17 protein-coding genes are annotated in these 16,760 nt (G+C 73.1%); 13 read left to right on the forward strand and 4 right to left on the reverse strand.

Annotated elements, in window-relative coordinates; all coding sequences use genetic code 11:
• The first annotated feature begins 27 nt into the window (after positions 1 to 27).
• Complete coding sequence (locus EUS26_RS15095) at positions 28 to 699, forward strand: HD domain-containing protein (protein WP_130014657.1); 672 nt, start codon at positions 28 to 30, stop codon at positions 697 to 699.
• A gap of 193 nt (positions 700 to 892) precedes the next feature.
• On the opposite strand, the gene EUS26_RS15100 is transcribed toward EUS26_RS15095, so the two are convergent.
• Positions 893 to 1,672: a DUF4031 domain-containing protein gene (locus tag EUS26_RS15100; protein WP_130014658.1), complete on the reverse strand. Its 780-nt coding sequence runs from the start codon at positions 1,670 to 1,672 to the stop codon at positions 893 to 895.
• A 102-nt stretch (positions 1,673 to 1,774) separates the two neighbouring features.
• Between EUS26_RS15100 and EUS26_RS15105 the strand changes: the two genes are divergently transcribed.
• Positions 1,775 to 2,071, forward strand: a complete 297-nt coding sequence (locus EUS26_RS15105; RefSeq protein ID WP_010147143.1) for a WXG100 family type VII secretion target — start codon at positions 1,775 to 1,777, stop codon at positions 2,069 to 2,071.
• Positions 2,072 to 2,364: 293 nt separating this feature from the next.
• On the opposite strand, the gene groL is transcribed toward EUS26_RS15105, so the two are convergent.
• The gene (gene groL, locus EUS26_RS15110; RefSeq protein ID WP_130014659.1) at positions 2,365 to 3,990 is read right to left on the reverse strand and encodes a chaperonin GroEL; all 1,626 of its coding nucleotides are present in this window, start codon (positions 3,988 to 3,990) and stop codon (positions 2,365 to 2,367) included.
• A 266-nt stretch (positions 3,991 to 4,256) separates the two neighbouring features.
• Complete coding sequence (locus tag EUS26_RS15115; protein WP_130014660.1) at positions 4,257 to 5,093, reverse strand: MBL fold metallo-hydrolase; 837 nt, start codon at positions 5,091 to 5,093, stop codon at positions 4,257 to 4,259.
• 176 nt (positions 5,094 to 5,269) lie between these two features.
• On the opposite strand from EUS26_RS15115, the gene EUS26_RS15120 reads away from it, so the two are divergent.
• Together EUS26_RS15120 and EUS26_RS15125 are read left to right on the forward strand one after the other, a co-directional pair.
• Entirely contained in the window at positions 5,270 to 5,716 is a 447-nt protein-coding gene (locus tag EUS26_RS15120) for a universal stress protein (protein WP_130014661.1), read from the forward strand.
• Complete coding sequence (locus tag EUS26_RS15125) at positions 5,713 to 7,392, forward strand: sodium:solute symporter family transporter (RefSeq protein WP_130014662.1); 1,680 nt, start codon at positions 5,713 to 5,715, stop codon at positions 7,390 to 7,392. The genes EUS26_RS15120 and EUS26_RS15125 overlap by 4 nt, the downstream gene beginning before the upstream one ends.
• 70 nt (positions 7,393 to 7,462) lie before the next feature.
• Here EUS26_RS15125 and EUS26_RS15130 read toward each other — a convergent pair whose 3' ends face one another.
• Positions 7,463 to 9,130: a formate--tetrahydrofolate ligase gene (locus tag EUS26_RS15130; RefSeq protein WP_130014663.1), complete on the reverse strand. Its 1,668-nt coding sequence runs from the start codon at positions 9,128 to 9,130 to the stop codon at positions 7,463 to 7,465.
• A 270-nt stretch (positions 9,131 to 9,400) separates the two neighbouring features.
• Between EUS26_RS15130 and EUS26_RS15135 the strand changes: the two genes are divergently transcribed.
• The 9 genes from EUS26_RS15135 (at position 9,401) to EUS26_RS15175 (ending at position 16,644) form a co-directional block, all read left to right on the forward strand.
• Positions 9,401 to 9,691 carry a DUF3263 domain-containing protein gene (locus EUS26_RS15135; RefSeq protein WP_130014664.1) on the forward strand — a complete coding sequence of 97 codons (291 nt, stop codon included), beginning with the start codon at positions 9,401 to 9,403 and terminating at the stop codon, positions 9,689 to 9,691.
• 21 nt (positions 9,692 to 9,712) lie between these two features.
• Entirely contained in the window at positions 9,713 to 10,390 is a 678-nt protein-coding gene (locus EUS26_RS15140) for a uracil-DNA glycosylase (RefSeq protein WP_130014665.1), read from the forward strand.
• A 104-nt stretch (positions 10,391 to 10,494) separates the two neighbouring features.
• Entirely contained in the window at positions 10,495 to 11,343 is an 849-nt protein-coding gene (locus EUS26_RS15145) for an SGNH/GDSL hydrolase family protein (protein ID WP_272947975.1), read from the forward strand.
• A gap of 10 nt (positions 11,344 to 11,353) precedes the next feature.
• On the forward strand, positions 11,354 to 12,046 hold the full coding sequence (locus EUS26_RS15150) for an HpcH/HpaI aldolase family protein (protein ID WP_165368648.1): 693 nt from the start codon (positions 11,354 to 11,356) through the stop codon (positions 12,044 to 12,046).
• A 74-nt stretch (positions 12,047 to 12,120) separates the two neighbouring features.
• The gene (locus EUS26_RS15155) at positions 12,121 to 12,516 is read left to right on the forward strand and encodes a TOBE domain-containing protein (RefSeq protein WP_130014667.1); all 396 of its coding nucleotides are present in this window, start codon (positions 12,121 to 12,123) and stop codon (positions 12,514 to 12,516) included.
• A 44-nt stretch (positions 12,517 to 12,560) separates the two neighbouring features.
• Positions 12,561 to 13,355: a molybdate ABC transporter substrate-binding protein gene (modA, locus tag EUS26_RS15160; protein WP_238149023.1), complete on the forward strand. Its 795-nt coding sequence runs from the start codon at positions 12,561 to 12,563 to the stop codon at positions 13,353 to 13,355.
• Positions 13,352 to 14,152, forward strand: a complete 801-nt coding sequence (locus EUS26_RS15165; RefSeq protein ID WP_130014668.1) for an ABC transporter permease — start codon at positions 13,352 to 13,354, stop codon at positions 14,150 to 14,152. Before modA ends, EUS26_RS15165 begins: the two co-directional genes overlap by 4 nt.
• Complete coding sequence (locus EUS26_RS15170; protein ID WP_130014669.1) at positions 14,149 to 15,234, forward strand: ABC transporter ATP-binding protein; 1,086 nt, start codon at positions 14,149 to 14,151, stop codon at positions 15,232 to 15,234. Before EUS26_RS15165 ends, EUS26_RS15170 begins: the two co-directional genes overlap by 4 nt.
• 255 nt (positions 15,235 to 15,489) lie before the next feature.
• Positions 15,490 to 16,644, forward strand: coding sequence for an acyl-CoA dehydrogenase family protein (locus tag EUS26_RS15175; protein ID WP_130014670.1), 1,155 nt, complete (start codon positions 15,490 to 15,492; stop codon positions 16,642 to 16,644).
• The last annotated feature ends 116 nt before the right edge of the window (positions 16,645 to 16,760 follow it).

Consider the following 16,760-nt stretch of genomic DNA (forward strand, 5'->3'; position numbering starts at 1 on the left):
CGCCCTGGCCCGTGCCAGAGTGGTCGGGTGACCCACCCCGCCGAGGCCCTGCTCGACCGCTGGCTCGAGGACGCCGCCCTGCTCGCACCCGCCGCCGGCCGGGACCTGTGGCTCACGGAGGGCTCGCTGCTGCTGCGTGGGTGGTCGGAGCCGCAGCGGCGCTACCACACGACCGAGCACCTCACCGAGGTCCTGGCCGCCCTCGACGAGCTGCAGGCGGTCGGAGCGGTCGCCGCGGACGAGGCGCTCGTGGCGCGGGCCGTGGGGTGGTACCACGACCTCGCCTACGACCCCCGGGCCGCGCCCGGCAGCAACGAGCACCGCAGCGCGACGCTGGCCCGCGACCACCTGCACCAGCTCGGGGTCGACGACGGCACGGTCGACGCGGTCGAGGCCGGCGTGCTCATGACGCTCGACCACGAGGCCACCGGCGAGGGGGGCCCGACCGGGGACGCGGTGCACGACGCGGACCTCTGGATCCTGTCGGCACCACCCCCGCGGTATGCCGCCTACCGCGCCCAGGTCCGTGAGGAGTACGCCCACGTGCCCGACGAGGCGTTCCGTGTCGGACGGCTCGCCGTCATGGGGCCGCTGGCCGCGCGGGAGCGGCTCTACCGGACAGCGCACGCCCACGAGCACTGGGGCGACCGGGCCCAGGCCAACCTGCAGGCCGAGCTGGCAGAGCTCCGGCGGGCCTGAGAGCGGGTCGAGGGCCGCGCCGCACACCACCCGCATCACGTCCCACACGCGCACCACGCTGCGGAGACATTGCCCGACGCCGGGGATATCACCCCGGCTCACGTGACTTTCCCCGCAGCCGGATGCGCAGGGGGTCAGCGAGGCCTGTGTGGCGCACCTGCCGTCCGGTCACAGCCCACGGCACGGACGGCGCCTACCCCCGGGCCCACCACCACTCGGCGAGCGGCCACCAGGCGGCCGACCCCGCGACGTCCCGCGCCTCGGCCAGGCTCAGCCAGCGCGCCTCGAGGACCTCGACGCCGTCCGGCCGCAGCGGCACCGGGGACGGCAGCGTGACGGCATACACCTGGACGTAGTTGTCCCCCTCGTCCCAGCTGCGCACGCCGTGCCCGGGCGGCAGGGTGATCCGCTGGTAGCCCACGGCGACCAGACGCTCCTGCTCGATCTCCACCGCGATCTCCTCGGCGACCTCGCGCACGGCAGCCGCCCGCGCGGACCCGTCGGTGACCTCGCGCTTGCCGCCGGGCGCCCCCCAGCCCTCCCGGGTCGAGTTGCGCACGAGGGCCATGCGCTCGGGCACCCCCAGCGCCCGGGCCAGCACCACCGACGCCCCGGCGCCGAGCCGCTCCAGCGGGGAGGCGACGACCTCCAGCACGTGCGGGGTCGGCGCGGCCCCGGCGAGGCCGTCCTCGACCCGCGCCAACGGCCACTCCCCCTTGCGCTTGCGGAAGCGCAGGCCGCTGTCCCGCAGCCGCCGGGCCAGCTCGGTGCCGCTCACCTCGGACGCGCCCGCGGCGACGACCTCGGCATACCGCTCCTGGGGTATGTCGTAGTGGTCGCCCTCGAACGAGCGCTGCGGAATGCCGGCGCGCGCCGCGAAGGCGTGCAGCTCCTCCAGCGAGGTGTCGCTCGCGACGTGCGACCAGAGCCGTCCGTGCGCCTGCCAGCGGGGCGGGTCGACGAGGACGGTCATGCCCTGGACCCTACCTGTGGACAACTCCTGCGCGACCACGGCGAGGAGGGCTAGCGTCGTGACCACGAGGTGGCCGACCGGCCGCCGCAGAGGGAGGGAACCATGAGCAACACCTTCGCCGTCGACACGGCGCGGATCGCCGCCGCCTCCGGCGACATCGAGCGCATCGCGGCCAGCATCGAGGGGGAGGTGCGGTCGATGATGGCCAAGCTCAACGCGCTGCAGGACTGCTGGCGCGGGTCCGCCGCCGGCAGCTTCCACAGCGTGACGCAGGACTGGAGCGCCACCCAGGAGAAGGTCCGCACGTCGCTGCAGCAGATCTCGACGACGCTGCGGACGGCCGGCCAGGACTACGAGCTCGTCGAGCAGACCAACCGCACCCGCTTCACGCCGCAGTGAGGCCCGCCGCCTCGTCCGGCGCAGGAGGGTGGACGAGGCGCACGGTGTCCCGGGTCGAGCGCGATCCCTGCAGGTGCCGGGGGCGACCGCCGCGAGGTCCGCACGCCGGACCGAGGCGCGTCGCCGCGTTGTGCCGCACCCCCGTCGAAGCGGCCGGCGCGGGGCTCCCGCCCCGCCCGTCACCCGGCTCCCCGGGCACACGCCGACGGGCGGCCCCTCCGCGAGGAGGGACCGCCCGTCGGTCGTTGGTCGCTCGCGAGGAACGCGAGCGCGTCAGCTCTGACCCCGTGGGATCAGAAGTCCATGCCGCCCATGCCACCGTCGGCGCCGGCCGGCATGGCCGGGGCCTTCTCCGGCTTGTCGGCGATGACGGCCTCGGTGGTGAGGAAGAGCGCGGCGATGGAGGCGGCGTTCTGCAGCGCAGAACGGGTCACCTTCACCGGGTCGGCGACGCCGAAGCCCAGCATGTCGCCGTACTCACCGGTCGCGGCGTTGAGGCCCTCGCCCGGGGTGAGGTTGCGGACCTTCTCCGCCACGACGCCGCCCTCGAGACCGGCGTTGATCGCGATCTGCTTGAGCGGAGCCTCGATGGCCACCTTGACGATGTTGGCGCCGGTGGCCTCGTCACCGGTGACCGACAGCCCGTCGAACGCGCGGGACGCCTGGATGAGGGCGACGCCACCACCGGCGACGATGCCCTCCTCGACGGCGGCCTTCGCGTTGCGGACGGCGTCCTCGATGCGGTGCTTGCGCTCCTTGAGCTCGACCTCGGTCGCCGCGCCCGCCTTGATGACGGCCACGCCGCCGGCCAGCTTGGCCAGCCGCTCCTGCAGCTTCTCGCGGTCGTAGTCGGAGTCGGAGTTGTCGATCTCGGTGCGGATCTGGGAGACCCGGCCGGCGATCTGGTCGGCGTCGCCGCCGCCCTCGACGATGGTGGTCTCGTCCTTGGTCACGACGACCTTGCGGGCGGTGCCCAGCAGGTCGAGCTCGGCGGTCTCCAGCTTGAGACCGACCTCCTCGGAGATGACCTGGCCACCGGTGAGGATGGCGATGTCGGCCAGCATGGCCTTGCGCCGGTCACCGAAGCCCGGGGCCTTGACGGCTACGGACTTGAAGTTGCCGCGGATCTTGTTGACGACCAGGGTCGCCAGACCCTCGCCCTCGACGTCCTCGGCGATGATCATCAGCGGCTTGCCGGACTGCATGACCTTCTCCAGGAGCGGCAGCAGGTCCTTGACCGAGGAGATCTTGGAGTTGACCACCAGCACGTAGGCGTCCTCCAGGACGGCCTCCATGCGCTCGGTGTCGGTGACGAAGTAGGGGCTGATGTAGCCCTTGTCGAAGCGCATGCCCTCGGTGAGCTCGAGCTCCAGGCCGAAGGTGTTCGACTCCTCGACGGTGATGACACCCTCGTTGCCGACCTTGTCCATGGCCTCGGCGATCATGCCGCCGATCTCGGTGTCGGCCGCGGAGATGCTCGCGGACTGCGCGATCTGCTCCTTGGTCTCGACCGGCTTCGCCATGGCGAGCAGGTCGTCGTTGACCGCCTTGACGGCGACCTCGATGCCCCGCTTGAGGGCCATCGGGTTGGCGCCGGCGGCGACGTTGCGCAGGCCCTCCTTGACCATGGCCTGGGCCAGCACGGTCGCGGTGGTGGTGCCGTCTCCCGCGACGTCGTCGGTCTTCTTGGCGACCTCCTTGACCAGCTCGGCGCCGATCTTCTCGTAGGGGTCCTCGAGCTCGATCTCCTTGGCGATGCTCACACCGTCGTTGGTGATGGTGGGCGCACCCCACTTCTTCTCGAGCACGACGTTGCGGCCCTTGGGGCCGAGGGTCACCTTGACGGCGTCGGCGAGGGTGTTCATACCCCGCTCGAGACCGCGGCGAGCCTCCTCGTCGAAAGCAATGGTCTTGGCCATCTGAGTTGCTTCCTCCACATGTGGATGGACGGGTGACCGGGTGCCGCCCGCGACGGACGAGCCAGGAGGCGCGGGGATCTGGTCTCCCCGGCTCCCGACCCTCGACAGGCCGGTCGGATTATCACTCTCATGCTGAGAGTGCTAGGTCCATGATGAGCACTCGGGGCCTCCGAGTGCAAATGACACGGCCGGTATGCCGTGCCCGCGACGGTCGCGGGCGCCGGTCGGCACGACCCGCCGTCGCCCGGTCGCCGGTCCGCGCTGCGTCAGTGGCGCAGCTCGAGGGTCCGCACGGCCGCCAGGCGCAGCGTGTCCTCGCCCAGACCCAGCCCCCTCCCGGCGTTGGCCAGCGAGTCGACGCCGGCGATGCCGGTGCCCAGCACCTCGGTGAAGCGCTCCGCCATCGCGGCCAGCTGCTGGGCCTGGGTCTCGACGAAGGACCGGTCGACGACGCGCCCGTGGCCGGGGACCCAGGTGTCGGCCAGCTCGGAGGCGGGCTTGTCGAGCAGGGCGCTCAGCGTGGGCGCCCACTCCAGCGGGTAGGCGTCCTCCATGGCCGGGTCCGCCCCCTCCTCGACCAGGTCCCCCGCGAAGACGACGCCCGCGTCGGGCACCGCCACCGACAGGTCGTGGTCGGTGTGCCCCCGGCCGGCGAAGAGCAGCTCGACGGTGCGGTCGCCCAGCTCGATCGTCGTGTCGTCCTCGACGAGGTAGAAGGGCAGGACGATCTCGGTCTCCTGCACCTCCCGCGCCAGGCCTTCCCGCTCGGTGGCGCGCAGGTGCTCGACGACCTGGCGTCGCTGGTGCTCCCCGGTGCGCCGCAGGTCGTCGGCGGCACCGCTGTGGGCGTAGATCTGCGAGTCGCGGAACGCGACGTTGCCGAAGCAGTGGTCGTAGTGCGCGTGCGTGTTGACGACGACGAGCTCGGTGTCGGTGATGTCCCGCACCGACTCCAGGAGCTCCTGCCCCAGGGAGCGGTAGCTGCGGGTGTCGACGACGAGGGAGCGTTCGCTGCCCACCACCAGGCCGCAGTTGAGCTTGAGCTCCTCGTGCCGGCGGACGTGGACCCCGGGAGCCACCTCTCTCCAGGTCACCTCAGTCATGCCGCACGAGTCTAGGTGCTCACGGTCGGGCCGCCCGCCGCCCCGCCGGGCGCCCGCCAGGACACGGCAGGTCACCGACCCTGGTTACCGCTGGGTCACCCTCGAGTGGCGGACCCGGGTCAGGCACGGCATGGTGGGCCCGGCCATCCGCTCACCGCTGCGCCCGGAGGGGTTCAATGACGTTCCCGACCCGCATCCTCTACGCCACCGACGGATCCCCGAGCGCCGCTCTCGCGCGCGCCCGGGTGGTCGACCTCGTCCGGCACACCGACGCGGAGGTGCACGTCGTGCACGTCGCGCTGGTGTCCCCGTGGACCAACCCGACACCGCTGAGCCCCGGCCAGCGCGAACGCCTCCAGCACGAGGCGAGGCCGGTGCTCGACGCCGGCGTCGCCGCCCTGGAGGCCGAGGGGGTCGCGGTCACCGGGACCTACCTGCGCTCCGGCCGTGCCACCGACGAGATCCTGCGGCTGCGTGACGAGATCGACGCCGACCTCATCGTCATCGGCAGCCGGGGGCAGAACGCCTTCGTCCGGGTGCTCCTGGGCAACGACGCCGAGGGGGTCGTCCGGCACGCGCCGTGCGCCGTCCTCGTCGTCCGCAGCGAGGGGGAGACCCGATGACCACCGACGTGCTGCTGCCGCTGTCCGGCTCCTCCGGCGGGGGGATGCCCGACTTCACCGTCCGCGCCCTGGACCTGTCGGTGATCATCGGCTACCTCGTCCTCAGCCGGATCATCCCGCTGGTCGCCGGCGCCCGGATGAAGCGCAAGGCCCACGCCGAGGCCGAGGCGAGCGGCAAGGAGAGCGACGCCTCGGAGGACTACTTCCTCGGCGGCCGCAACTTCATCTGGCCCTTCGTCGGCCTCTCGCTCGTCGCCACCAACATGTCGGGGGCGACCTTCGTCGGGCTCGCGGGCGGCGCCTACGAGCAGGGCATCTCGATCTTCGCCTACGAGTGGATGTCGGCGGTCATCCTCGTCGTCTTCATCTTCTTCATCCTGCCGTTCTACCTGCGCTCCAAGGTCTTCACGCTGCCGGAGTACCTCGAGCAGCGCTACGACCGCCGCTCCCGGATGGCCTTCGCGGGGTTCAACCTCTTCGCCAACATGTTCATCGACATGGCCGCGGCGCTCTTCGCCGGGGCGGTCGTCGTCAAGGTGCTCTACCCCGACATCCCCATGATCGTCTCGGTGGCGGTGCTCGCGATCCTCGCGGCGATCTACACCGTCATCGGCGGGCTCGGCGCGGTCATGATCAGCGACTCGATCCAGGCCACGGTGACCCTGCTCGGCGGCGTCATCGTCCTCATCGCGACCTTCAACGCCATCGAGTCCTGGGACTCGATGGCCCAGGCGGCGGGCGACGAGAAGATGAGCCTCATCCTGCCGGCCGACAACGCCGACCTGCCCTGGCCCGGCCTCATCACCGGCGTGCTCGTCGTGGGGCTCTACTACTGGACGACCAACCAGCTCGTCGTGCAGCGCACGCTCGGCGCGAAGTCCCTCGACCACGGCCGGTGGGGCTCGCTGCTGGCCGGCTTCATCAAGCTGGCCTTCCTCTTCCTGTTCATCTTCCCCGGGGTCATGGCCATCTCGCTCTACCCCAACCTGGACAACCCCGACACGGTCTTCCCGACCCTGGTCTTCGACCTGCTCCCGGTCGGTCTGCGCGGGCTCATCCTGGCGGCCGTCATCGCAGCCATCACCTCGACCGTCGACTCCATCCTCAACTCGGCCTCGACCATCGTGACGATGGACTTCGTCAAGACGCTGCGCCCCGACACCTCGCAGCGGGCGCTCGTCTTCACCGGCCGGGTGGCGACCGTGGTGGCGCTGGTCGTGGCGATCCTCTGGGCGCCGTTCATCGCCCAGTTCGACACGCTCTACAACTACCTGCAGTCGGTGCTGTCGTTCTTGGTGCCGCCGGTCGTCGCGGTCTTCCTGGCCGGCATCGCGTGGAAGCGGATCAGCGGCACCGCCGCCTTCCTCACGCTGATCATCATGCAGCCGGTGGGACTCATCACCTTCGTCCTCACCCAGGTGCTGCCCGAGGAGCCCACGATCCAGTTCCTGTATGCCGCTGGCATCAGCACCGCGCTCTCGGTGCTGCTCCTCGTGGTCATCAGCCTGCTCGGACCGTCCCCGGACGAGTCGAAGACGGCCGAGCTGACCTGGAAGTCGGAGTACTGGACCGAGGAGTCGCAGGCGCTGCAGGGCACCGCGGTGTGGGCGAACTACCGGGTGATCTCGGTCGTCCTGCTGGCCCTGACGGCCGTCATCGTCGTCATCTGGGCCTGACCGGCACACCGGGGTATGCCGCCCCGCCGGGCCCCGCAGGGCCGCCCGGCGGGGCGACGGCACCCCCCTGTCAGCTGAGACCGGTGATGGTGCCGTCCTCGGCGATGTCCATCCCGAGCGCGGCGGGGACCTTGGGCAGCCCGGGCATCCGCATGATGTCGCCGGTGAGCGCGACGACGAAGCCGGCACCGGCGTTGACGACCAGCTCACGGACGGTGATGGTGAAGCCGCGCGGCGCGCCCAGCAGGGTGGGGTCGTCGGAGAAGGAGTACTGCGTCTTGGCCATGCACACCGGCAGGCCACCGAACCCGCCCTCGGTGAGCTCGGCCAGCTGGGCCCGGGCCGCGGGCGCGAAGTCCACCCCGTCGGCCCGGTAGACCTGCGTGGCGATCGTCTCGATCTTGTCCTGCAGCCCGGCGTCCGCGGCATACAGCGGGGCGTAGTCGCTGCCCCGCTCGCACAGCTCGACGACCTTGCGGGCGAGCTCCTCGCCGCCCTCGCCGCCGCGGGTGAAGACCTCGGAGAGCGCGACCTCGACACCGAGCTGCCCGCAGCGCTCGCGGACGAGGTCGAGCTCGGCGTCGGTGTCGCTCGGGAAACGGTTGAGCGCGACGACCACCGGCATACCGAACCTCTGCAGGTTCTCCAGGTGCTGCTCGAGGTTGGCGGTGCCGTCGCGCAGGGCGTCGAGGTCCTCGGTGCCGAGGTCGGTCTTGGCCGCGCCACCGTTGAGCTTGAGGGCGCGCACGGTGGCGACGATGACCGCGGCGTCGGGTCGCAGCCCACCGGCCGGGCAGACGATGTCGAAGAACTTCTCCGCCCCCAGGTCGGCGCCGAAGCCGGCCTCGGTGACGACGTAGTCGGCCAGCTTGAGCGCGGTGCGGGTGGCGAGCACCGAGTTGTTGCCGTGCGCGATGTTGGCGAACGGCCCGCCGTGGATGATCGCCGGGGTGTTCTCCAGCGTCTGGACGAGGTTGGGCTTGACCGCGTCCTTCATGAGCATCGCCATGGCCCCGGCCGCCTCGAGCTGGCCCGCGGTCACCGGCTCCTTGTCGTAGGTGTAGCCGACGACGATGCGGCCGAAGCGCTCCTTGAGGTCCTCCAGCCCGGTGGCCAGGCAGAGCGCGGCCATGATCTCGCTGGCGACGGTGATCTCGAAGCCGGACTCCCGGACGACGCCGTCGCCCTTCTTGCCCATGCCGACGACGATGTTGCGCAGGGCGCGGTCGTTCATGTCGAGCACGCGCTTCCAGGTGATGCGCTTGGGGTCCAGGCGCAGCGGGTTGCCCTGGTGCAGCGAGTTGTCGAGCAGCGCGGCGAGCAGGTTGTGCGCCGAGGTGATGGCGTGGAAGTCGCCGGTGAAGTGCAGGTTGATGTCGTCCATGGGGACGACCTGGGACCAGCCGCCGCCGGCGGCGCCGCCCTTCATGCCGAAGCAGGGGCCGAGCGAGGGCTCGCGCAGCGTGGTGATGGTGCGGGCGCCGATCCGGTTGAGCGCCATGGACAGCCCGACGTTGGTGGTCGTCTTGCCCTCCCCCGCCGCGGTGGGGTTGATCGCGGTGACCAGCACGAGCTTGCCGTCCGGCTCGTCCCGGAGCCGGTCGAGGACGTCGAGGGAGATCTTGGCCTTGTGGTGGCCGTACGGCTCGTACTCCTCCTCGCGCAGCCCCAGCTTCTCGGCCACCCGGCCGATCCGCTCCAGCGTGGCCCCCTGCGCGATCTCGACGTCGGTCAACATCCCTGCCTGCCTCCTTGCAGCCGGTGACCACGGGCGGGCCGGTGATCGTCAGCACGGCCTACGGTGATCGTCAGCACAAACTACAAGGCTCCTCCCGTGGCCCGGCAAGATGGCACCGGAGTGGCGTGGGTCACAGTCACCAGCCCGCTCCCGGCGCGCGTCGGACGTCCGGCCGGGCAGGCACGCTGCGGCAAATCACACGGGTGTAAGTCCCGTGCCGTAGACTCCTGGGCAGATCGGGCCAGACCGCCAGGAGGGAAGGACGCATCCATGGGTGCTGCCAGTCACGTGCAGCAGGTCGAGCCTCCCGTCGGGCTCTCTGCGCGCGACCAGGAGATCCTCGACTTCGAGAACCGCCACTGGACCTACGCCGGCTCCAAGGAGCAGGGCATCAAGGACCTCTTCGACCTGAGCTCCACGCGCTACTACCAGCTGCTCAACCAGCTCATCGACAGCGAGGCCGCCCTGGCGTACAAGCCGCTGCTCATCAAGCGGCTGCGGCGCGACCGCTCCCGCCGCCAGCGGGCGCGCTCGATGCGACGCCTCGGTATGCAGAGCTGAGGGACGGCATACCCTGACGGCGTGACCCCCACACCCCTGCGCGACCTCGTGCACCCGAGCTGGGCCGAGGCGCTGGCGCCCGCCGAGGAGACCGTCGCGAGGATCGGGGAGTTCCTGCGGGGCGAGGTCGAGGCGGGCCGGGGTTACCTGCCGGGCGGACCGCACGTGCTGCGCGTGTTCACCCGCCCGATGGAGGACGTGCGGGTGCTCGTCGTGGGGCAGGACCCCTACCCGACACCCGGCCACGCGGTCGGTCTCAGCTTCTCCGTCGCCCCCGACGTGCGGCCGGTCCCCCGGAGCCTGCACAACATCTACACCGAGCTCGTGGACGACCTCGGCGTGCCGCGGCCCAGCACCGGCGACCTGTCCCCCTGGGCCGACGCCGGCGTCATGCTGCTCAACCGCGTCCTGACCGTCCGACCGGGCGCCCCGGCCAGCCATCGCGGCCAGGGCTGGGAGCAGGTCACCGAGCTCGCCATCGACGCCCTCGTCCGCCGCGGCGGACCGCTCGTCGCGATCCTGTGGGGCCGCGACGCCCGCAACCTGGGCCCGCGGCTCGGCGACGTCCCCCGCGTCGAGAGCGCCCACCCCTCACCGCTGTCCGCCCGCAACGGCTTCTTCGGCAGCCGGCCCTTCAGCCGGGCCGACGAGCTGCTGCGCCAGCAGGGCGGCGGTCCGATCGACTGGAGGCTGCCCTGAGCACCGACCCCACCACCGCGACCCCGCCGCAGCACCGCCTGGCCGAGGGACGCGACCAGCACGCCCACCCGCTGCGGCTCGTCCACGGCGAGGCCGGCCCCACCGTGCACGGGCAGGCCGGGAGCATCCGGCCGGTCCCCCGCGCCTGGTCCCGCTACGTCGCCATCGGCGACTCCTTCACCGAGGGCATGAGCGACCCCGACCCGGCGACCCCGGACGCCTACGTCGGGTGGGCCGACCGGCTCGCGGGGCTGCTCGCGCCGCACGCCGACGGGTTCTCCTACGCCAACCTCGCCGTCCGCGGCCGCACGCTCACCGACGTCGTCGGCCCCCAGCTCGACGCCGCGCTCGCGCTGGGCCCCGACCTGGTGAGCATCGTCGGTGGCGGCAACGACATCCTGCGCCCACGCGCCGACATCGACGACCTCGCCGCGCGGCTCGACACCGCGGTGGCGCGCATCCGCGCGACCGGCGCCGACGTGCTCATGGCCACGCCCACCGACCCGGCCGGCGCCCCCATCATCGGCCGGACGCGCGGCCGCGCCGCGGCCTACATCGCGCACATCTGGTCGATCGCGCAGCGGCACGGCTGCTACGTCCTCAACCAGTGGGCGTGCGACTTCCTCAAGGACTGGCGCATGTGGGCGCAGGACCGCATCCACATGACCCCCGAGGGGCACCACCGCGTCGCGCTCACCGCCTACGTCGCGCTCGGGCACAGCGCCGACGAGGCCGACTGGCGCTCGCCGCTGCCGCCGCAGGCACCGGCGAGCGCCGCGGAAACGGTCCGCGGGCACGCCCGGTGGGCCCGCGAGTATGCCGCGCCCTGGGCCCACCGCCGCCTCACCGGCCGCTCCTCCGGGGACCGGGTGGTCGCCAAGCGCCCGCAGCTCGACCCTGTGGTCGTGCCGGGCACGACCCTGCCGCCGGTCGCGGACACCCGTGAGCCGTGAGGAGGGGACGATGACCGACCTCACGTCGCCCCACGGGCTCTGGCTCACCGTGCTGGCCCCCGACCAGCTCGAGGCGCTGCCGACCGACGGCCTCGGCTGGCTCGGCGTCGACCTCCAGCACGGCAGGTATGCCGTCGCCGACCTCCCCGGGCTGCTGCGGGTCGCCCGGGTGCCGGTGCTGGCACGCGCGGCCTCGGGCGACCCGGCGCACCTGGGCCAGGTGCTGGACACCGGTGTGTCCGGCGTCATCGTGCCGTCGGTGACCTCGGCAGAAGGGGCTGCCGCGCTGGTGCAGGCCGTGCGCTTCCCGCCCGAGGGGGTGCGGAGCAGCGGGCTGACCCGGGCGGTCATGACCGGCGGGCCGGAGCGCCCGCTGCTGCTCCCAATGGTCGAGACGGCCGGCGCCCTCGCCGACGTCGAGGCGATCGCGGCGCTGCCGGGGGTGGACGGCCTCTTCGTCGGGCCCTACGACCTGTCCCTCTCCCTGGGCCGGCCCGGGGTGACCGACGCGCAGGTCGTCGCGGCGATCGGGCGGGTGCAGCAGGCCTGCGCGCAGGCCGGGCTGCTGTCGGGCGTCTTCTCCGGCGACCGCGACCTCGACCCGGTGCTCCCCACGGGCCTGGACCTGCTCGCGCTCGACACCGACGTGACCGTCCTGCGCCGCGGGCTCGAGGCCCTGCTCGGCGACGCGGGGGGCCGGTAGCCCGCCTCGGGCGGCGACCGCGGTCGACCACCTCACGGTGGCACCGGCGCAGATGCGGCACTACGCTGCTGATCATGACGCAGATGCGGGTCTCTGAGGCGGCGGCGCTGTTGGGTGTCTCCTCCGACACGGTCCGCCGGGCCATCGACGGCGGACGGCTGACGAGCCACCGCGACGACGCCGGCCGCACCGTCGTCGAGGGGTCGGAGGTCGCCGCGCTGGCCCAGGAGCAGGCGCACCCGCCCGAGGTCGGGGTGGTCGGCACCTCCTCGGCCCGCAACCAGCTGCGCGGCATCGTCACCCGGATCGTCAGCGACACCGTCATGTCGCAGGTGGACATCCAGGCCGGGCCGTTCCGGCTGGTGTCGCTGCTGTCCACCGAGGCGGTCGAAGAGATGGGCCTCGAGGTCGGGTCGGTCGCCATCGCCACCGTCAAGGCGACCAACGTCGGCCTCGGGGTGCCCGCGTGAGGGGGTGCCGCACCGCCTCAGGGGCGCAGCCCCCACCTCCCCGCGTGAGGGCGCGACGGCATACCCCGGCGCTGGGGCTCGTCGCCCTGCTGGCGGCCGCGTCCCTCACCCTGGCGGCGTGCACCCGCGACGCCGCGCAGCCGGACAACGCCGACGAGCCCCAGGACGCGCTCACGCTGACCGTCCTCGCCGCGAGCTCGCTCACCGACGTGCTCGAGCCGGTCGTCGACAGCTTCGAGGGCGACCACCCCGGCCTGTCCGTGCGCACCAGCTTCGCCGCCAGCTCGACGGTGGTCCAGCAGGTCAACGAGGGGGCGCCCGCCGACGTCGTCGCGCTGGCCGGGGAGAGCTCGCTCGAGCCGCTGGAGCAGGACCGCCGGCACGGCCCGGTGAGCCTCTTCGCCACCAACCAGCTCCAGATCGCGGTGCCGGTGGACAACCCCGCCGGCATCGAGGGTCTCGACGACCTGCGAGCCGACGGGCTCACCCTCGTCGTGTGCGCCGAGCAGGTGCCGTGCGGGCAGGCCACCGAGCGCCTCTTCGCGCAGGAGGGCCTGCAGCCCGACGTCGCGTCCTACGAGAGCGACGTCCGGGCCACCCTCACCAAGGTCGAGCTGGGCGAGGCCGACGCCGGCCTCGTCTACCGCACCGACGTCGCCGCTGCCGGCGACCGGGTGGCCGGCGTCGAGATCCCGGAGGAGCGCAACGTCGTCAACCGCTACCCGGCCCTGGCCGTGTCCGACCGGGAGCTGGCCCAGTCCTTCGTCGACCACCTGCTGTCCGATCGGGTGCAGGCGCGCCTGGTCGACGCCGGCTTCGGCCCGGCGCCCGAGCAGTGAGACCGGCACCGACCCGGGAACGGCACACCTCGCGCTCGTGGTCGCTGCGGGTGCCGGCCCTCATCGGGGTGGCGTTCGTCGTCGTGCCCCTGCTGGCCCTGCTCGCCCGGACCGACTGGCCGCAGCTCGGCACCCACCTCTCCTCCCCCGTCGTCGGTCAGTCGCTGCGGCTCTCGGCCCTGACGACCGGGGTGACGATGGTGCTGGTGTGGCTGCTCGGCACCCCGTTGGCGTGGCTGCTGGCCCGCTCCGACCACCCGCTCACCGCCTGGGCGCGCGCCGTCATCACCGTCCCGCTCGTGCTGCCGCCGGTCGTCGGCGGCGTCGCGCTCCTCATGGCCTGGGGCCGGCGCGGGGTGGTCGGCGGCCCGCTGGAGGCGTGGTTCGGCATCACCGTGCCCTTCACCACCGTGGCGGTGGTCATGGCCGAGCTCTTCGTGGCGCTCCCGTTCTACGTCGTCTCCGTGGAGGGCGCGATGCGCGGGCTCGACCGCCGCGTCGACCAGGTCGCCGCGACGCTCGGGGCCGGCCCCGTCCGCACCTTCGTGCACGTGGTGGTGCCGCTGGTGCTGCCGGGCATCGCCGCCGGGTCGGCGCTCGCCTGGGCGCGCGCCCTCGGAGAGTTCGGGGCGACGATCACCTTCGCCGGCAGCTTCCCGGGCCGCACCCAGACCGCACCGCTGGGGGTGTATGCCGCGCTCGAGCAGGACCCGGACGCCGCCCTCGCACTGTCCGTGGTCATGCTCGCGGTGAGCGTGGTCGTGCTCGGCGCGCTGCGCAGCAGGTGGCTGCGGTGAGCGGGCTGCGGGCCGACCTGCGGGTGGACCGGGGCGAGGTCGTCGTCGAGGCCCGGATCGACGCCCCGCCCGGGGTGACGGCCCTGCTGGGCCCGAACGGCTCGGGCAAGACCACCCTGCTGCTGGCGCTCGCGGGGCTGCTGCGGGCCGAGCGGGCGATCGTCGAGGTCGACGGGCGGACCTGGGCCGGCGACGGCGTCGACCTCACCCCCGAGCGCCGCAGCGTCGGGCTGGTGCTGGCCGACCCGGTCCTGTTCGGGCACCTCAGCCTGCTCGACAACGTGGCCTTCGGTCCCCGTTCGAGGGGTGTGCCGCGGCGCGCCGCCCGCGACCGCGCCCGCGAGGAGCTGGAGCGGGTGGGGCTCGGCGACCTCCTGCGGCGACGGCCCGCCCAGGTCTCCAGCGGCCAGGCCCAGCGGGCTGCCCTGGCCCGGGCCCTGGCCACCGACCCGGACCTGCTGCTCCTGGACGAGCCGCTGTCGGCGCTGGACCCGCAGACCCGGTCCCGCACCCGGGCCGACCTCGCCACCCGGCTGCGGGACTACCCCGGTGTCACCCTGCTCACCACGCACGACCCGCTCGACGCGCTGACCCTGGCCGACCGGCTGCTCTTCCTCGAGGCCGGCCGGATCACCCAGACCGGCACCCCGGCCGAGGTCGTCGCCCGGCCGCGTACGGCATACGTCGCCTCGCTGGTCGGTCTCAACCTCCTCACCGGCACGCTGGTCCACGAGGACGGGTGGTCGGTGGCGCTGGGCGGCGACAGCCAGCGGCCGGCGGGCCACCTCGTGCTCGCCGAGGCGCCGCAGGGTGCCGCTGCCGGAGAGCAGGTCTGGGCCAGCGTCAACCCCGCGGCCGTCGCGCTCTTCTCGGAGCGGCCGCAGACCTCGGCCCGCAACCTGTGGCTGCTGCGCGTCGAGTCGGTGACCGTCACCGGGCAGCGGGCCCGGGTGCACCTCACCGGTGACGTCGACCTCGTCGCCGAGGTCACCCTCGGCGCCGTCGCCGCCCTCGACGTCCAGCGCGGCCGCGAGCTGTGGGCCGCGGTCAAGGCCACCGAGATCCATGCCTACCCCGCCTGACCGCACCGGACGCGTGCTCAGGCCGCACAGGACGCGTGGTCGGCACCGACCGGACGCGTGCTCAGGCCGCACAGGACGCGTGGTCAGCACCGACCGGACGCGTGGTCAGCACCCACCGGACGCGCCGTCAGAGGACACCGGACGCGTGGTCAGCACCCACCGGACACCCGGCGGGGACGGCAACCGAGGCTGCGACCACGTGGCCCGGTCGTCCGGTTAGCAGGTGACGCGACGTCCAGAACTATCGTCCTGCGCATGGTGCCAGTGACGCGCGTGCTCCCCACCGAGGAGGCCCGCGACCTCCTGGCGCTGGTCCGCGAGATCGCCGACGAGCAGCTGCTCCCCCACGTCGACGAGGCCGAGGCGGCCGCCCGGTTCCCCCGCGAGGTCTTCGCCATGCTCGGCCAGACCGGTCTGATGTCGCTGCCCTTCCCCGAGGCCTTCGGCGGCGGCGCCCAGCCCTACGAGGTCTACCTCCAGGCCGTCGAGGAGATCGCCCGCGGGTGGATGTCGGTCGCGGTCGGTGTCTCCGTCCACTCCCTCACCGCCTCCCCCCTGACCACTTTCGGCACCCCCGAGCAGCAGCAGGAGTGGCTGCACGGGATGCTCTCGGGCGACCAGCTCGGGGCCTACTGCCTCTCCGAGCCGCACGCCGGCTCCGACGTCGCCTCCCTCCGCACCCGGGCGGTGCGCGACGGCGACGACTACGTCATCACCGGGACCAAGTCCTGGATCAGCCACGCCGGGCACGCGGACTACTACACCCTCTTCGCGCGCACCTCCGACGACGGCGGCCGCGGGCTGTCCTGCTTCCACGTGCCCGCCGACGCCGAGGGCCTCGTCGTCGCCGAGCCGGAGCGCAAGATGGGCCTGCACTGCGACACGGTCGCCGAGGTCGTCTTCGACGGCGTCCGGCTGCCGGCCCGCCACCGCATCGGCGCCGAGGGTGAGGGTATGCCGATCGCGCTCGCCGCCCTGGACGCCGGGCGCCTCGGCATCGCCGCCTGCGCCGTGGGCCTCGCGCAGCGGGCCCTCGAGGTCGCCACCGCCTACGCCGCCGAGCGCGAGCAGTTCGGCCGGCCCATCGCCGGCAACCAGGGGCTCGCCTTCCTGCTGGCCGACATGGCGGCAGCGGTCGGCTCGGCACGAGCGACCTACCTGCACGCCGCGCGGCTCAAGGACGCCGGGCAGCCGCACGGGCAGGAGGCCTCGGTCGCCAAGCTCGTCGCCACCGACGCCGCCATGAGGGTGACCACCGACGCCGTCCAGGTGCTCGGGGGCTACGGCTACACCACGGACTTCCCGGTCGAGCGCCTCATGCGCGAGGCCAAGGTGACCCAGATCTTCGAGGGCACCAACCAGATCCAGCGCCTGGTGATCTCTCGTCACCTGCTGGCCGCCCGCACCTGAACCGCCGACCAGGCCGCCCCCCCCCCCCCCCCCCCCCACCCCCCCCCCCCCCCACCCCCCCCCCCCCCCCCCCCCCCCCCCCCCCCCCCCCCCCCCCCCCCCCCCCCCCCCCCCCC

This window comes from Serinicoccus sediminis, assembly GCF_004153545.1.
GTDB classification, from domain to species: Bacteria; Actinomycetota; Actinomycetes; order Actinomycetales; family Dermatophilaceae; genus Ornithinicoccus; species Ornithinicoccus sediminis_A.